11 protein-coding genes are annotated in these 17,961 nt (G+C 66.1%); 6 read left to right on the forward strand and 5 right to left on the reverse strand.

The features are described 5' to 3' along the window. The first annotated feature begins 14 nt into the window (after positions 1–14). From zwf to ACYVD7_RS05610, 5 genes are read left to right on the forward strand one after another with little or no spacing between them, the layout of a single operon-like run. Positions 15–1,490 (forward strand): glucose-6-phosphate dehydrogenase, encoded by a 1,476-nt coding sequence (gene zwf / locus ACYVD7_RS05590; protein WP_460760164.1) that lies wholly within the window; start codon positions 15–17, stop codon positions 1,488–1,490. 47 nt (positions 1,491–1,537) lie between these two features. Continuing rightward, the gene (pgl, locus tag ACYVD7_RS05595; protein ID WP_460760167.1) at positions 1,538–2,242 is read left to right on the forward strand and encodes a 6-phosphogluconolactonase; all 705 of its coding nucleotides are present in this window, start codon (positions 1,538–1,540) and stop codon (positions 2,240–2,242) included. Between the two features lie 4 nt (positions 2,243–2,246). Beyond that, positions 2,247–4,094, forward strand: coding sequence for a phosphogluconate dehydratase (gene edd, locus ACYVD7_RS05600; protein ID WP_460760169.1), 1,848 nt, complete (start codon positions 2,247–2,249; stop codon positions 4,092–4,094). Then, entirely contained in the window at positions 4,091–5,092 is a 1,002-nt protein-coding gene (gene glk, locus ACYVD7_RS05605) for a glucokinase (RefSeq protein ID WP_460760172.1), read from the forward strand. The genes edd and glk overlap by 4 nt, the downstream gene beginning before the upstream one ends. Then, positions 5,089–5,754 (forward strand): bifunctional 4-hydroxy-2-oxoglutarate aldolase/2-dehydro-3-deoxy-phosphogluconate aldolase, encoded by a 666-nt coding sequence (locus tag ACYVD7_RS05610; protein ID WP_460760175.1) that lies wholly within the window; start codon positions 5,089–5,091, stop codon positions 5,752–5,754. The genes glk and ACYVD7_RS05610 overlap by 4 nt, the downstream gene beginning before the upstream one ends. 170 nt (positions 5,755–5,924) lie before the next feature. On the opposite strand, the gene ACYVD7_RS05615 is transcribed toward ACYVD7_RS05610, so the two are convergent. The 5 genes from ACYVD7_RS05615 to pulA form a co-directional block, all read right to left on the reverse strand. Continuing rightward, complete coding sequence (locus ACYVD7_RS05615; protein WP_460760178.1) at positions 5,925–7,346, reverse strand: solute:sodium symporter family transporter; 1,422 nt, start codon at positions 7,344–7,346, stop codon at positions 5,925–5,927. 124 nt (positions 7,347–7,470) lie between these two features. Further along, positions 7,471–10,155, reverse strand: coding sequence for a TonB-dependent receptor (locus ACYVD7_RS05620; RefSeq protein ID WP_460760181.1), 2,685 nt, complete (start codon positions 10,153–10,155; stop codon positions 7,471–7,473). 402 nt (positions 10,156–10,557) lie between these two features. After that, positions 10,558–11,274, reverse strand: coding sequence for a DUF6445 family protein (locus tag ACYVD7_RS05625; RefSeq protein WP_460760184.1), 717 nt, complete (start codon positions 11,272–11,274; stop codon positions 10,558–10,560). 24 nt (positions 11,275–11,298) lie between these two features. Next, entirely contained in the window at positions 11,299–13,323 is a 2,025-nt protein-coding gene (locus tag ACYVD7_RS05630) for a glycoside hydrolase family 97 protein (protein WP_460760187.1), read from the reverse strand. Between the two features lie 174 nt (positions 13,324–13,497). Continuing rightward, the gene (gene pulA, locus ACYVD7_RS05635) at positions 13,498–16,233 is read right to left on the reverse strand and encodes a pullulanase-type alpha-1,6-glucosidase (protein WP_460760190.1); all 2,736 of its coding nucleotides are present in this window, start codon (positions 16,231–16,233) and stop codon (positions 13,498–13,500) included. Between the two features lie 115 nt (positions 16,234–16,348). Between pulA and ACYVD7_RS05640 the strand changes: the two genes are divergently transcribed. Further along, a complete protein-coding gene (locus ACYVD7_RS05640; protein WP_460760193.1) occupies positions 16,349–17,884 on the forward strand; it encodes a tryptophan halogenase family protein in 1,536 nt (511 codons plus the stop codon). Positions 17,885–17,961 lie beyond the last annotated feature (77 nt).

Consider the following 17,961-nt stretch of genomic DNA (forward strand, 5'->3'; position numbering starts at 1 on the left):
ATTAGGCTGTCGTGATGCCCGGATCCCATGACGCGATGCGCACACCTGCCTCCCTGCTGGTCATCTTCGGCGCCACCGGCGACCTGGCGCAGCGGATGCTGTTCCCTTCGCTCTACGGGCTGATCGCCGACGGCCTGTGCCCGGACGCGCTGCGCATCCTCGGCACCGCGCGTTCGGAGTCGGATGTCGAAGCTTTCCGCGCGCTGGTCGCCGATGCGGTCAACCGCAACGTGCCCGCCGCCGAGCGCAACGAATCCACCCTGCAGGCACTGCTGCAGCGCATCGACTACCTCGCGGCAGACACTGGCGATGCCGCTTCGATGCAGCGCCTGTGCACGCACATCCAGTCGCTGCGCACGGGCGACATCGTCTACCACCTCAGCACCGCGCCGCGCTTCTACGCACCGATCTGCGAAGCGCTGGGCGCGCAGGGGCTCGCCGGCGAAGGCACACGCGTGCTGCTGGAAAAGCCCATTGGTCACGACCTCGCCAGCGCGGTCGCGATCAACGACGGCGTGACCCGCGTGTTCGACGAGGAGCGTGTGTTCCGCGTCGACCACTACCTGGGCAAGGAGGGCGTGCAGAACCTGCTGGCCCTGCGCTTCGGCAACGCGATGTTCGAGCCGCTGTGGAACGCGCGCCACATCGCGCAGGTGCAGATCACCGTGGCCGAGACCGTCGGCGTGGAAGGCCGCGGCGACTACTACGACAGTTCGGGCGCGATGCGCGACATGCTGCAGAACCACCTTCTGCAACTGCTGTGCCTCACCGCGATGGAGCCGCCGGCGCGCTTCGAGCCCGCCGCCGTGCGCAACGAGAAAATCAAGGTCCTGCGCTCGTTGCGTCCGATCGGCCGCAACGACGTCACCACCGAAACCGTCACCGGGCAATACACCTCCGGCGCGGTGGATGGGAAAGTCGTGCCGGGCTACCTCGACGAACTCGGTCGCGCCAGCCGCACCGAAACCTTCGTCGCCTTGCGTGCGCACATCGACAACTGGCGCTGGTCCGGTGTGCCGTTCTACCTGCGCACCGGCAAGCGCATGCCGCGGCGCAGTAGCGAAATCCACCTGCAGTTCCGCGCCGTGCCGCACTCGATCTTCGGCGGCGCGCATGTCGAGCCCAATGCGCTCACCATCCGCCTGCAGCCCGAGGAACGCATCGAACTGCGCCTGATGAGCAAGACGCCGGGGCTGGATCGCAGCGGCATGCGCCTGTCGCAGGTCGCGCTGGACCTGGACATGCACGAGGAATTTTCCACGCTGCCGCGCCGTCCTGCGTACGAGCGCCTGTACCTGGATGCGCTGGAAGGCAACGGCACGCTGTTTGTGCGCCGCGACGAAACCGAGGCGGCGTGGGAATGGGTCGATGCGATCTTCGACGGTTGGCGACACGCCAATGTCACGCCAAAACCCTATCCGGCCGGAACCTGGGGCCCGGCGAGCGCGGTGGCGATGGCCGAACGACAGGGACACAGCTGGCGTGAGTGAGACGGAGCGCTGGCCGTTGGACCGGACGATACGCACAGGGCGGCGCGATGGCGTGGCTTGAACACGATTACGTCGACGCCGGCGCGCTCGCTGCCGGCGTGGCCATCGCACTGGAATCGACGTGCGTTGACGGCCTCGCCACACGCGGTCGCGCGACGCTCGCACTCGCGGGCGGGCGCACGCCGTGGCCCGCGTACGAGCGCCTGGCCACGAAATCGCTGGCGTGGTCGAACGTGACGGTCATGCCCTCCGACGAGCGTTGCGTTCCGCACGATCATCCCGCCTGCAACCTGCGCGGCATGCGTGACATCTTCGCGTCGGCCGCAGGGTTGCGGATCGAATCGCTGACCACGCCCAATGGTGATCCTGATCGCTCGCAGGCGCACGCTCAGGCCATGCTCGCGGCACTCGCCGAGCCGTTCGACGCCGTGGTGCTGGGCATGGGCAACGACGCGCACACCGCGTCGCTGTTCCCGGGCGCCGTGCAGCTGGCTGCTGCGCTGGATCCCGCAAGCAACGTCGATGCCTGCCGCATCGATCCCGACCCGCTTCCGCCTGAAGCCCCGTTTCCACGCATCACTCTCACTGCGCCGCGCCTGCTGCGGACGCGTAGCATGCACCTGGTGCTGACCGGCGAAGGCAAGCTGGAGGTACTGCGGCGCGCGCAGGCGGAGAACGACCCGCTGCGCCATCCTGTCGCTGCCGTGCTGCATGCCCCGGACGTGCTGGTGCAGATTCATTGGAGCCCGTGAACCCATGACCACGCTGCATCCCACTGTCGAGCGCGTCACCCGACGCATCGCGGAACGCAGTCGCTCCACGCGCGACGACTACCTTGCGCGCACGGACGCGGCGCGTGAACGCGCACCGGCGCGCTCGCGCCTGGGCTGCGGCAACCTCGCGCACGGGTTCGCCGCGGCGGGCGATGACAAGTCGATGCTGCGCGACGGACGCGGTGGCAATATCGGAATAGTCACGGCGTACAACGACATGCTTTCGGCGCACCAGCCGATGGAGCACTACCCGACACTGATCCGCATGGCCGCGCGCAATGCCGGCGGCAGCGCCCAGGTAGCCGGCGGCGTGCCGGCGATGTGCGATGGCGTGACGCAAGGTCGCACCGGGATGGAGCTGTCGCTGTTCTCACGCGACACTATCGCGTTGGCGACGGCGGTGTCGTTGTCGCACGAAATGTTCGACGCGGTGCTGTGCCTGGGTGTGTGCGACAAGATTGTGCCGGGCTTGCTGATAGGCGCGTTGAGCTTCGGTCATCTGCCGGTGATCTTCGTGCCTGCCGGGCCAATGACCTCTGGCCTGCCGAACAAGGAAAAGGCCGCCGTCCGCCAGCGTTACGCGCAGGGACTGGCCACGCGCGAGGAGCTGCTGGAAGCCGAGGCCGCGTCGTATCACGGCGCCGGTACATGCACCTTCTACGGCACCGCCAATTCCAACCAGATGCTGATGGAAGTGATGGGCCTGCACCTGCCGGGCACCGCCTTCGTCAACCCGGGCACGACGCTGCGCGACGCGCTGACCGTCGCCGCCACCGAGCAGGCCCTGCGCATCACCGCGCTTTCCGATGGCTACCGGCCACTGGCACACACCATCGACGAGAAAGCGATCGTCAACGCGATGGTCGGACTTGCGGCCACAGGCGGTTCCACCAATCACGCGCTGCATCTGGTGGCGATCGCGCGCGCCGCGGGGGTGTTGATCGACTGGGACGACCTCGACGAACTTTCCCGCGTCACTCCGTTGCTGTCGCGCATCTATCCCAACGGCAGCGCCGACGTGAACCATTTCCACGCGGCCGGCGGATTGGGTTTCGTCATCCGCGAACTCATCGATGCCGGCCTGCTGCACGCCGACATCGCCTGCGTGTACGGCGGCGACCTGCGCCAGCAGGCGCACGAGCCCTGGCTGGACGGCACGACACTGCGCTGGCGTGATCCACCATCGGCTTCGCTCGACACCACCATCGTGCGTGGCGTCGCCGAGCCGTTCGACAGCGAAGGCGGCCTGCGCCGTCTGCAGGGCAACCTCGGGCGCGCCGTGGTGAAGGTGTCCGCGGTGGCGCCGGAATTCCGCGCGATCACCGCGCCGGCGAAGGTCTTCGACACCCAGGATGCATTGCTGAATGCGTTCAAGGCCGGCCACCTGGAAGGCGATTTCGTCGCCGTCGTGCGCGGTCAGGGGCCGCGCGCCAACGGCATGCCGGAGCTGCACAAACTCACACCGACGCTCGCGGTATTGCAGGACCGTGGCCAGCGCGTCGCGCTGCTCACCGACGGTCGCATGTCAGGTGCATCGGGCAAGGTGCTGGCCGCGATCCATGTCACGCCGGAGGCTGCCGACGGCGCCGCGATCGCGCGCGTGCGCGACGGCGACCTGATCCGCATCGATGCCGAGGCCGGCGTGATGGAAGCTTTGGTTGCCACGCGTGAATGGGATGCACGCGAGCCGGCGCTGCCGTCGCTGCAGCACAACCGCACCGGCGTCGGTCGCGAACTGTTCGCACTGATGCGCGCCCAGGTCGGCACGGCGGAGCAGGGCGCCTGCAGCCTGTTCGTCGAGGAGCCGCTGAACGAGGAGCCGCCGCGATGAGCGGGCCGGACAACCTGGCGCTCGTCGCCGACATCGGCGGCACCAACGCACGCTTCGCACTGACCGACCTGTCATTGCCGCATCCGGAAATGCGCGACTGCCAATCGCTGCGCAATGCCGACTTCGCCAGCCTGCAGCACGCGACCGAGCACTACATCGCCAGCGTCGGCGCGCAACCGCAGCGCGCTGCGATCGCGGTCGCCTGCCCGGTCAACACCGACGAGATCCGCCTGACCAATCGTGCCTGGTCGTTCAGTCGACGCGAACTGCAAAGCGCGTTGCGGCTCGACGAACTGCGCATGATCAACGACTTCGGTGCCGTGGCGTGGGCGGTCCCCGCGTTGCAGGCGGACGATCGCGTGACGCTGTACGGCCCGGACGCGGCATCGCTGCAGGGACCGGTGAGCGTGATCGGTCCGGGCACCGGGCTGGGTGTCGCGCTGTTGGTGGGATCGCAGGCGACCGGCTGGCAGGTGGTCGAAACCGAAGGCGGCCACGTCAGCTTCGCGCCGCTGGGCGATGAAGAGCAGGCCATCGCGCAATGGATGACCGCGCACTTCGGCCGCGTCTCGAACGAACGCGTGTTGTGCGGCAGCGGCATCGCCCACATCGATGCGGTGTTGCGCGGCGCGGTGAACATGGACACCGGCAAGCCGTCTTCGTTGCGCGATCCGGCCGAGATAGTCGAAGCCGCCCTGGAAGGCCACGACCTCGCCGCGCGACGCACGCTGGCTCGGTTCTGCTCGGTGCTGGGCAGCGTGGCCGGTGACGCCGCGCTGATCCACGGCGCGCGCACGGTGGTGATCGCCGGCGGCATCGTGCCGCGGTTCATTCCCTTCCTGCGCAGCAGCGCGTTCCGCGAGCGCTTCCTGGCCAAGGGCCGCTTCGCTGCTTACCTGGAATCCGTGGCGATTCACGTCGTCACCCATCCGCAACCCGGACTGCTCGGCGCGATGATGGCCCTGCGTTCGGCGCACGCGCACGAGGCGCACGCATGAGCATGAGTACCAACGAGCGGATCGACACCGTTGAACACGCGCGCCGCGTGGATGCGGTGCTGCGGCGCGCACCGGTCGTGCCGGTACTGGCAATTGCTGACCTCAACCACGCCGTGCCGCTGGCGCGCGCACTGGTCGATGCAGGACTGCCGGTGCTGGAAGTCACCCTGCGCACGCCGGTTGCCCTGCAAGCCATCGCGTATATCGCTGAGGACGTGCCAGGCGCGATCGTCGGTGCCGGCACCGTACTGACCCCGGCGGACCTGGCCGCAGTGGAGGGCGCGGGCGCGCAGTTCGCGATCTCTCCCGGCGCCACCGATGCGTTGTATGCAGCGGCCCACAACGGTCGCGTGCCGTTCCTGCCCGGTATTGCCACCGCGAGCGAACTGATGCGTGGCCTCGACCACGGCTATACGCGGTTCAAGTTTTTCCCGGCGCAATCGAGTGGCGGCGTCGCCGCGTTGCGCGCGTTCGCCGGCCCGTTCGCGCAGGTGAAGTTCTGTCCTACCGGCGGTATCGATGCGGCGCTGGCGCCGACGTATCTTGCGTTGCCGAACGTGCTCACCGTCGGCGGTTCGTGGATGGTGCCGGCCGATGCGCTTGCGGCAGGCGACTGGGCGCGCATCGGCGTACTGGCGCGCGAAGCCGCCACGCTGCGATAGGGCGGGTCTCGACCCGCCGTCGGGACGGCCCGTAACGCCTTCATCAAGGCGCTTGTTTGTCAATCGCAGATGCGTGTGGAGTGGCGGGTCGAGACCCGCCCTACGCTTTGTCGAAGCTGCTCGCCGCGGTCGTGAAACGGAGCAGGCTCCGCTCCACGACTGGCGAAGGCTCAGCTCGCCTCGCTTGCCGCCACCGCCGACGGGCCCATCAACCGACTGCCGATCACCGCGACCGCAATCGTCGACATCAGCGTGACGAACATCAGGTGCAGGTAGTGCAGTGGCGTCCACAGGAAGGTGAACACCGCGTACAGAAGCACGCCGAAGACCAGCGCGACGCGCAGTGCTTTCGCATTGGCGCCGCGGATGAAGATCGCGACGATGAATGCCGCGAGCACCGGCATCGAGTACAGGCCGTTGAGCTGCTGCAGCGTGCCGATGATGCTCTTGGCCTGCGCGAACAGCGGCACCAGCGCCAGCGACACCACCATGAAGAGCAGTTGCACGCGCTGACCGATGCGCTTGCCATCGGCCTTGGGGTTGATGATCGGCAGGTGGATGTCGACGGTGTACAGAGCGGCGGCTGAATTCAACGCGGCGTTGTAACTCGACAGCACCGCGCCGGTGATCGCCGCGGCGAATGCGCCCGCCAGCCACGGCGGCAACACGTCGCCGACCAGGCGGCCATAGGCGTTGTCGTCGACGTCGCCGTACAGCTTGAACGCGATGATTCCCGGCAGGACCACGATGAACGGCGTCAGGAACTTGAAAAGGGCGGCAGCGTAGATGCCTTTCTGCGCTTCGCGGATGTTGCGCGCGGCCAGCGCGCGCTGGGCGATCACCATGTTGGTGCCCCAGTAGAAAATGTGCGCGAACACCATGCCTGTCAGCAGTGTCGGCCAGGGAATGTCGGAATCCGGGCCACCGAACAGCGTCAGCCGTTCGGCGGGAATGCCGGACAGGTCCCAGCCGATGCGATCGAGCGCGAAGTACGTCACCAGCCCGCCCATCGCCAGCAGCACCACGCCCATGTAGGTATCGGAAATCGCGATCGCGCGCAGCCCGCCGAGCGCGGCGTAGGCTAGTCCCGCCAGCGCGAACATCACCGAGATCGCGAGGATCGACAGGTCCGGCTGGAACATCGACTTCATGAAGCGTGCGCCGGTGTAGAGCACCATCGGCAGCAGGATGAACAGGTAACCGAGCAGGAACAGCATCGACACCGCGCGACGCAGGCTGGCATCGCCGAGACGATGCTCCAGCAGTTCGGTCGTGGTGGTGCACTTGTACTTGTAGTACATCGGCACCAGCACGTGCGCCAGCACCAGCAGGCCAGCGGCGGCGCCGAACTCCCACCACACCTGCAGCATGTTCTGCGCACCGTTCATGCCGACGATCTGCTCCGCGCTGATGTTGGTCAGCAGCAGCGATCCGGCGATGAACGGCCACGACAGCGTGCCACCGGCGAGGAAGAAGTCGTGCGACGAATCCTTGATGTCGTGTTTCTCGTGGCGCACCCGCCACCACGTCGCCAGCGCCACCAGCGCGGTCAGGCCCAGGAAAACGATCAGCTGGATTGTGTTGGATTCCATTTCAGGCTCCGCGGCCGAAACGGCCGATGCGATTTCGCGGTCGGGACAGCCACGGGCCGCCCGAAAAAAAGCCCTTGCCGGCGGGGAAGGCAGGCAAGGGCTTGGGTACCGACCGGCGTTGCGATCAGAACTTGTAGTTCACGCCGAACAGGTAGGTGCGGCCGAACTCGGAGAAGTTGTTCGGACGATCGTCCGAGCCGAAGTTCGTCTTGTAGGGCTCGTTCTCCAGGTTGTTCACCTGCAGCAGCAGCGACAGGTCCTTCAGCGGGCCATCGTTGAAGCTGTAGCCGAACTGCAGGTCGGTCACCGATTCGCCACCGAAGTGGATCTTCGTGCGGTCGCCACCGAAGCCCTGGACCTCGCCCACGAACTGCGAGCGGTGCCTCTGGCTGGCGCGCGCCGAGAAGCCCCAGCGTTCGAAGTACAGCGTCACGTTCGATACGTACTTGGACAGGCCCGGCAGCGGCTCGGTCGGGAAGGTCGGACCCAACGGCTGGATTGCGCTCTTCGTTGCCGAGTACGTCGCCTGCAAGCCGAAGCCCTCCAGCGGCGACCACAGCATGTCGAACGGAATCGATCCGGCGAGCTCGAAGCCCTTGATGTTGCCGCCGTTGCCGTTCTTGGGCTCGCTGAAAGTACCGGTGTACGAGGTGACGTTCGCCGGGATCTGGCCGGCCGGGATCGGCAACTGGCTGAAGTCGAAGTTGGTGTTGATGTCGTCGTAGATGTACGTCTTCAGGTTCTTGTAGAAGTACGCCGCGCTGACGTAACCCTTGGTGCCGCCGAAGTACTTCTCATAGGACAGGTCGTAGGCGTCCGCGAGCCACGGCTTCAGCGCCGGGTTGCCGCCGCTGCCGTTCCAGGTCTGCTGGGTCTGGTCGTAGCCGTAGTTGGCGTTGCCGCGCATCTGGTCCATGCGCGGACGCGCCATTTGGCGCGACGCGCCGAAGCGGACGTACTGGTCTGCGGGCAGCTGGAACGACAGGTTCAAGCTGGGCAGGTAGTCGGTGTAGGCCGCGCCCCGGGTTGCCGGTTCGCTCAGAGCGGTTCCGGCGAACGTGGCCACACCCGTGGAGGACTGGTCTGCATGCACGACCTGCACGCCGACGTTGCCCTTCACCGGAATCGGACCCAGGTCGGTGTTGATGTTGCCCTGCAGGTAGAACGTGGAGACACGCTCATCCACTGACCAGTTCTTGTTGGAGATGTCCGGATGGTCCTTGGGCTTGGTGAAGTACACGTTGTGCAGCAGTTCCAGCGGGTCCATGCCAAGGAAGGAGACGCCGGCGAAGTTGAGGTTGCTGTCGGTCAGGTACTGCGGCGGCACGGGGATTCCCGTGTTGTCGGTGCAGCCGACCGTCAGGCAGAGAGTGTTTTCGTCCGACGCGCGGCTCTTGGTGCGTTCGGTGAGGTTGGCGCCGAACTTGAGGCTGCTGAAGATGCCGGTGTCGAAGGTACGTTCCAGGTCCACGCGCAGCGAGGTCAGGTCGTCCTTCACCGTGAAGTCTTTCAGGTAGCCGGCCTGGGCACGGTCGCCGCCCCATCCACCCGGATCCATCAGGCGGAAATTCGCCGGATCAGTCATGTCGACGCCGAAATCGAAGTCGAAGTAACCGTTCGGGTTGAACTGGATCGAGACGTTGTTGTCAGCTGTCTGCAGGCGCGCGTACGTCTCCAGGATCCGCTCGTCGCGCTTGGCGCTGGAGGCGCTCACGTCGGCGGTCACGGTCCAGTGGTCGTTGATGCGCAGCTTGTTGTTCCAACCGATCGCGAACAGGTCGTCGTGGGCGGCGTTGAAGTCGTTGCGGATCACGCCGAAGTTGACGTTGGAGAATTGCGCAGACGTTGCCGTGCCGTTGGCGTTGTCGGTGCGGCCGTTAAGCGCCGCGCCGGTCCAGCCCTGCAGGCTGAACTGGAAGCCACGCTTGGTCTCTTCCTTGTCGAACTTGGAATAGAACAGGTCCAGCGTGCTGGAGTACATGTCGTTCGGCTTGAACTCCAGCACGCCCATGAAGCCGTCGCGCTGGTTGTCGAACTCCGAGTCCCAGATGTTGGCGCCGTTGAGCAGGCCGCCGTCGTAGCCCCAGCTTTCGAAGGTGTGGCCCTGCCCGGGGTTGTTCAGGTGCGCATAGCCCAGCGCCAGGCCCACGGTGTGGTCGGCGAACTGGTCGATGTAGGAAATGCTGTAGCGGTCGCCGCGGACATTCTCATCGAGTTTGTTCATGTCGCCACGCAGGTTCACCGCGATCACCTGGTGATCGAAGTCCAGCGGACGCACGGTGCGCAGGTCGACCGTGCCCGACAGGCCCTGGCCGATCAGCGCGGCATCCGGGGTCTTGTAGACGATGACCTTGTTGGTCAGCTCCGAGGGGTACTGGTCGAACTCGACACCGCGGTTGTTGCCCAGGCTGACCTGTTCGCGGCCATTGAGCAGCGCAGTGGAGAAGTCACCGGCGAAACCGCGGATGTTGATTTCCTGCGGACGGCTGCCGAAGCGTTGAGCGGTCAGGCCGGGCAGGCGCGCGATGGAGTCGGCGATGGAGGTGTCGGGCAGCTTGCCGATGTCTTCGGACGATACCGACTCGACGATCGACGTCGACGTCTGCTTGGTTTCGATCGCGGACTCGATCGCGGCGCGGATGCCGGTGACGACGACGGTGTCGAGCGTCTTGGCGTTTTTGTCCTTCTTCTCCGCTTCGGTTTTCGTCGTGTCAGCCTGGTCGGCCGACTGCGCGAACGCGTTGGTCGCGAGCATCAGTGTTGCCGACGCCAGCGCGACGCTCAGCAGGTTGCGTTTCAACTGCACCATCATCCCCTCCGGATATAGGTCTTCTGATTTCTGCGCCGTGCGCGCGAATGCGTGCACTTGCGGGCGGCCCACGTTGCGCGGGACCGCACGGCCCCTGAATAAAAGCGCAGGCCGATGGTAGTCCGGCAAAACCCCGCACAATTTCCCCTGCATACGTATTCATCTGTTTTCGTAGGGAGAAGCGCCGCCTGTGTCACGCACGTGTGCGAGGCGCGGTGAAGGCGATGTCATGGCCACGCTGTTCCCGGGGCGGGCGCGCATGGGTCCTCATCGGGGTCGACGAGGCCGGGGCAGGGGATGCGGCTGACGCGCGGGCCGGGTCGGCCCCGGCGGCGGTTTCATTTGGTTGCAGCTGGAACCATCGGCCCGGACGCGTCCCGACGACACGCACCCAGCCCGTCGTCAGCCCGCATTGCGTCGACAGGTGAAGAAGCCATTGAGGGTGAGCCGTCCCACGCGTGGGTCGCGGCTCAGGCGCTCGGGCGCGGTGATGTCGGCCGCGTGGAAGATCATGCCGGAATAGAAAACCAGCCGGTTCCAGCGCGCCGGCACCACGGCGATCTTCTCGAACAGCGTGTTGGAGGCGGTCATGTAGCCGGCCGCGAGGCCGTGGCGCGCGGTGAATTCGGTGCCGGACAGGCGCGCGGAATCCTGTACCGCCTGCGCGATTTCCGGCAATGGCCGCAGTGGCCGGTAGAACCCGGTGCCACCCAGCGACTCGTCGCGGAACAGGTACAGCACAGAAGCAATGACCGCCTGGCCCGGATCGATGTCCATGCGGTCTACGTGGCACAGCCATTGGCGCGGCGCGAGCTGCTCCGGCTGCCGCGTCGCGAGCGCCATGCGGCTGTACATCCGCAGCGTGCGCCGCACGTCGAAGGCGCGACGCAGGTGCATGGAGAAGAAGGCGTCGAGCTGCGCGCTGTCGGCGTCGGGCATGCGCAACTCAGGGCCCGGATAGGCGTTGTGGTCGGTTTCCTCGAACGCATCGGCGCGCGCCGCTGCATGGTCGACCCAGCGCTGCGGATCGACCAGCGCATCGTCGATGACGTAGCAGACCGGCCGATCGCCGATCCGCACCACCTCGATCCGCGGGTTCGGATTGAACATCATCGTCATGGCAGCGCCATCACAGCAGCGCCGTCACAGCGCCTTGAAGCGGATCGCCTGGCCGCCGCCGGCGGCAAGCTTCAGCGTCAACGTGTCGGCGCGGCTCACCTTGCGCGTTTCCACCACGAAGGCGAACGGGTTGGATTTCCAGTCCGCGTTCTCGCCGTCACGGTAGATCTGTGCAACATAGGTCCGCTTCGCATCGAGGAACGACAGCGATACCTCCAGCGTGCGGGCGTTCTCATCGGTCACGCTGCCCAGGTACCAGTCCTGGCTGTTGCGGTCCTTGCGCACGATGGTCGCGTAGTCGCCGACTTCGCCGTTGATCACGCGCGTGTCCTGCCAGTCTGTGGGCACATCGATGATGAACTGGAACGCATCCATGTGTTGCTCGTAATGCTCAGGCAGGTCCGCGGCCATGTGGATCGGGCTGTACAGCACCACGTAGTCGGCGAGCTGGCGCGCTAGCGTGTTCTGGATCGGCTGGCCACCGCGGCCCTTCAGGCTGACCACGCCGGGCGTGAAGTCCATCGGCCCGGCGAGCATGCGGGTGAAGATCAGGTTGGGTTCGTGCTCGGGCGGGTTGGGTGGATTGCCCCAGGCATTGAATTCCTGGCCGCGTGCGCCCTCGCGCGACACCCAGTTGGGATAGGTGCGGCGCAGGCCGGTGTCCTTGATCGGCTCGTGCGCGTCGATGGCGATGTGGTGCTGTGCCGCCGCCTGCAGCACGCGCAGGTGGTGGTTGCTCATGAACTGTCCCTCGTGCCATTCGCGCACCACCGGGCCGTCCGTTGCATCCTGCCGCTCGATCTGGCCGGCGTCGCAGACGTAGCCGGTCTTCACCGCATCGATACCCAAGCGCTGGAACAGCGCGAACGCGTCGCCCATCTGCCGTTCGTAGTGACTGACTGCGCACGCAGTCTCGTGGTGGCCGATCAGGTGCACGCCCCTGGACTTCGCGTACGCGGCCAAGGCTTCGAGGTCGTAATCCGGCGTGGGCTTGCTGAAGTCGAAGTTCCAGCCGTTTGCGAACCAGTCGCCGTCCCAACCCAGATTCCAGCCTTCCACCAGCACGCCCCGAAAACCGTATTTCGCGGCGAAGTCGATGTAACGCTTTGTGTTTTCGGTGGTCGCGCCGTGCCTGGCGCCGGTCCCCCAGGTCTGCTCGTCGAGATGCAACGACCACCACACGCCGACGTACTTGGACGGTTTGAACCAGCTCACGTCGCCGAGCTTGTTGGGATCGTTGAGATTGAGGATCAGATTGGATTCGACCAGTCCGCCAGCGCGATCGGCGATCTGGATGGTGCGCCAGGGCGTGTTGAACGGCGTGTGGCGGACCACCTTCGCCGGGCTGCCGGGTGTCAGCAGCGCGCGCAGGCGACCGTCGCCGCCCTTGGCCAGGTTCATGCCGGCGTAGTCGACCAGCGCGGCCTCGTGGATGGCCAGGTGCGTGCCGTCGGCGGCGCGAAGGGTGATCGGCGTCTGCGCCACCCCGACTTCCGCCAGCGGCGTGCGGTTGTACAGGTATTCCTCGCGATTCCATTCGAAGGCCGGGATCCACCACGCGGTCGCCGGCTGCGCGATCGCGAACTCGGTGAGTTCTTCGGCGATCTGCACTTCGTCCATTGCGGGCTGCTTGGGAAGTTCGTAGCGGAAGCCAACGCCATCATCGAACACGCGGAACACCATGTCGAAGCGACGATGGTCGCGATCGCCCTCCACGAAGCTCGCGCGCAGCTCGTTGTAGTGGTTACGGACGAAGCGGCGTTCGCCCCAGGGCTGCTCCCAGGTTTCGTCGAAGCTGCGCGCCGACTGCTTGTCCAGCTTCAGGCTGCGCAGCAACTCGCGACCGTTGCGCAGGATGAAGCCGAGCCGGGAGTCGCCGATCAGCGGTTGCCCGTTGCGTGCCACGCGATAGGCCAGGCGACCTTCGCCGTTGAGGTCAAGCTCGACCTTCAGGCGGCCATCGGGCGATGTCGCCTGGGCCACGGTTTCGGCATGTGCAGGAATTGCGGCGAATGCGAGAAGCAGGGCAGCGGAGAGTGGAAAACGCATGGAGCACCTCGGCGAAAAATTACCGGATGTCGTTCCCGCGAAGGCGGGAACCCAGCGACTTCGCTCCTTCGAGCGTACTCGGCACGACAGGCCGGCGGTAAGTCCCTGGATTCCCGCCTTCGCGGGAATGACGAGCAAAAACAAGAGTCACAACCAACTTCCAATGAAGAACAGTTACTCGATGACGTAAACAACGGCCGTTCGCGCCGGCACGACGAAACGCCCGTCGCGGGGATCGAACGTCGCCTGCTTCGCGCGGGAATCGGCCGAATGCGCATCCGCCAGCACCGGGTGCAGCACGTAGCGCTTGCCGGACTCGTTCAGCAACACCAGTGCCTGCGGCTGCGGCGACACGTTGAGCAGGTACAGCACTTCGCGGAATCGCGCGCCGTTGTAGTGCTCGCCATCCAGGTGCCCGGCGATGACCAGCGGGTTCTGGTCCGGGCCGGTATTGCCGAAGTGCAGTCGTTGCATCACGTCCTGCGTGGTGCGCAGGCGAAACAGGGCCGAACTCGCGCGGATGCGGAGCAGGTCGCGGAACGCATCGCGCATCCAGGCGATGTCCGCGGGCGTCGGCTTGATCGAATCGGCATCCGCCAGCAGCGGGCGCAGCAGGTCCCAGTCCTTGCCGTTGTCGCTGGCGGGTGGCAGGCCGCTGCCGAAATGGTTGTCCTGGTACGTCCAGTCGATGCGATTGAACCAGTCGCCGGAATCGAAGCTGTTGCGATCCAGCGACTTGGAACGCAGCACGTCCATTCCCGCGTGGAAGTACGCCACGCCCTGGCTGAAGGCGACGAACGCCGCGCCGAGCAGCTGCACGCGTGCACGATCCTCGCGCGAGGTGTCGCGCGGCAGCTTCAGGACGTTGATGTCGAACAGCGTCGGGTTGTCGTGGTTCTCGACGTAGTTGACGACTTCGCCGGGCTGCGCAACGTAGCCTGCGGGCTGGCCTTTGTAATCGATGTCGCGCAATAGCTTGGTCGTGCTGTCGAACGTGCGCAGGCGGTAGTCGCGCAGGGAGCCCGCCAGCGCGATGCGGGCGAAGTCGGCCGCGCGCAGCAGGTCTTCGCGCGTGTGCTTGCCGTTGCTCAAGGCATTGGGCGCGTAGAACAGGCCATTGAGGTAGCCCTGTGCGGCGATCAGGTCGGCACCGCTGTCGCAGCAACCGCCACCGCGCAGTGCGTCGCGGCCGCGGTCACTGAACGTACCGATGCCCGAACCCTGCAGCGACAATTGCGAGGCCTGGACGAAGCGCTTGCCGTCCGCGATCTCGCCGAAGTTCCAGCCTTCGCCGATCAGGTTGATGTGGCGGTCCGCGGCGGCATCGGCGCGTTGCTGCACTGCCTCCATGGCCGCACGTGGCTGGTGCCCCATCAGGTCGAAGCGAAAGGAATCGATGCGGTAATGCGTCGCCCAGAGCGCGACGGAGTCCGCCATCAGCTTGCCCATCATCGCGTGCTCGGTCGCGGTGTTGTCGCAGCAGGTGGAGTGTTCGACCTTTCCGGTCGCATCCAGGCGCTGGTAGTAGCCGGGAACGATGCGGTCGAGCACCGAACGCTCCTGCTGGCCCGACACCGTGGTGTGGTTGTAGACCACATCCATGCCCACGCGCAGCCCGGCGGCATGCAGCGCCATCACCATCGCGCGGAATTCGCGGATGCGGGTCGCGCCGTCGGCCGGGTCGGTTGCATAGCTGCCTTCCGGCACGCTGTAGTGATAGGGGTCGTAGCCCCAGTTGAAGCAATCGCCTGCGGCCTGCGCCATCACCGCGGCCTGTTGCGCGTCGCTGTCGGGGGCGGCGTCGGGCACCGTCGGCGTGGTGCAGCCGGATTCGGGAATCGTGGCGATATCGAAGACGGGCAGCAGGTGGATGTCGGTCAGCCCGGCATCGCGCAGCGCGCGCAGGTGACGCATGCCGTTCGACAGCGCGTCGGTGAAGGCGAGGTATTTGCCGCGATGCGCCGTCGGCACGGTCGCGTCACCGATCGAGAAGTCGCGCACGTGCAGTTCGTAGATCGACAGGTCGGTCTGCGCGGCGAGTGGTGCGGGGCGGGGCGCATCGTCCCAGCCCGGCGGCTTTAGCGCGGCGTCTTCGAGATCAGTGATGTAGCTGCGCCTGGAATCGGTGGTCAGGCCGATCGAGTACGGATCGGTGACGCGATTGCGCACCAGCCCGCTGCCAGGCACGAACACGTCGACCAGGTACGTGTAGTACTGCGCAGAAAGATCCGAGCCGAGCGTTGCGGACCAGACGCCTGTCGCGGTATCGCGCTGCATCGTTGCGATCCGTGTCGCCTTGCCGCCGCCACTGGCATACACGCACGTCGCCACGGAACGCGCGGTGGGTGCCCAGACGCTGAATCGAGTGTGCGCGGCATCCGCTTCGACGCCCAGCGCCGCGTCGCGCGCGGCGTCCGCGTACAAGCCATCCAGCGCGCCGGGCGTCTGCACGTAGGTGGCATCGAGCACGCGACCTGCTTCGTCTTCGCGGACCAGCAGTACCTGTTCAGTAAGCAGCGCCGGCACTTTGGCGACGTCATCACGCATCACCGCGAGTTCGACGCCGTCGGCGAGAAAGCCGAAACGCTCGAACAGCGATGCCGGCAGCGTGTCCGGAATGCCCACGTCGATGCTGCCGTCGGCGCCGCGCACGCGCTTGCCGGGGGTTGCGCGCAGCTTCGCCTTCGCCGAGTGGTACAGGCGATGGCGCCCCGGCCCGGTGTCGCCGGGCCACTCCAGGAAGCCCGCGTCGAGCCAATAGGCGCGGGCGTCGGACTTCCCGTTGGCGTCGGGCGCAAGCGTCGTGGCGTAGCCGGCCGCATCGCAGTCGGCGAGAGACACCGTGCGGGCCGTCGCGGACCCTGATGCGACCGCACCGCCGATCAGGAGAAACGTCACAAATCCCTGCATGAATACGTTTCCATGGTGGTGCGGCGATGCGCCGCGTCCGCGACCCCGCGTCGCAGAATGACCGGTCGCGGCCCCGGCCGCATACTCAGTCGTGATGGCGGAGCGAGGAGCGGACATGGTGGGTAATGGATACGAAGGGCGCGTGAAGGACATCGTCATCGTCGGAGGCGGCACCGCGGGCTGGATGACCGCCGCGGCGCTGTCGAAGGTGCTGACCCGCGACTACAACATCCGCGTGGTCGAGTCGGACGAGATCGGCATCGTCGGCGTCGGCGAAGCGACCATCCCGATGATCAAGCTGTTCAACAATGCGCTGGAGCTGGACGAGAACGATTTCATCCGCCGCACCAAGGGCTCGTTCAAGCTCGGCATCGAATTCAAGGACTGGGGCCGCATCGGCGACACCTACATCCATGCTTTCGGCAAGATCGGCCAGGACCTGGGGATGGTGGCGTTCTACCAGTACTGGCTGAAGATGCACCAGGCCGGCAAGGCCGGGCCGATGGACGACTACTGCATCGGCGCGCTCGCCAGTCGCAACAACAAGTTCATGCGCGCGGTCACCGATCGTCCCAGTTCGCCGCTGGCCGACATCGCGTACGCCTACCACTTCGACGCCAGCCTGTACGCGCGCTACCTGCGCGAGTACGCCGAGAAGCGCGGCGTGGTGCGTACCGAGGGCAAGGTTGTCGACGTGCAGCTCCACGGTGAAAGCGGTTTCGTGGAGTCCATCCAGCTGCAGTCCGGTGAAATGGTCGCCGGCCAGCTGTTCATCGACTGCTCCGGTTTCCGCGGCCTGCTGATCGAGCAGGCGCTCAAGACCGGCTACATCGACTGGACGCAATGGCTGCCGTGCGACCGCGCGATGGCGGTGCCGTGCGCGTCGAGCGGGCCGCTCACGCCGTTCACCCGCTCCACCGCGCGGGAAGCCGGCTGGCAATGGCGCATCCCGCTGCAGCATCGTGTCGGCAACGGCTACGTCTACAGCAGCCGTTTCATCAGCGACGATGAGGCCGCCGCCAAGCTGCTGGCCAACCTGGAAGGCGAGGCGCTCGCCGACCCCAGGCCGCTGCGCTTCGTCACTGGCAAGCGCCGGAAGATGTGGAACAGGAATGTCATTGCCGTGGGCCTGGCCAGCGGCTTCATGGAACCGCTGGAGTCCACCAGCATCCACATGATCCAGTCGGCGATCGCGCGGCTTACCGCATTCTTCCCGCACGCGGGCTTCGACCAGGCCGACATCGACGAGTACAACGCGCACAGCGATTTCGAGTACGACAAGATCCGCGACTTCCTGATCCTGCACTACAACGCGACGCAGCGCGACGACACGCCGTTCTGGAACCACTGCCGCACGATGGAGATCCCGGAAACGCTGCAGCGCAAGATCGACCTGTTCCGCAGCAACGGCCGCGTGTTCCGCGAGAACAACGAGATGTTCGCGGAGATGAGCTGGGTGCAGGTGATGTTCGGGCAGGGCATCCATCCGCGCGGCTACCACGCGCTGGTGGACCTGTTCCCGGAGGAGAAGATCGCGCAATACCTGGAGAGCGTGCGCGGCGTGATCGGCAACTGCGTGCAGGCGATGCCGACGCACGATGCATTCATCAAGGCCAACTGCGCCGCCAGCGCCGAACCCATGGCCGCGTAGATCGGGGCCGCGTAGTTCGCGGCGGCGCAAGTCGTTGCGTGATTGGTGCCGTGTCCGGGTCGCGCGCGCGACCCGGA

It is taken from the genome of Lysobacter fragariae, assembly GCF_054779775.1.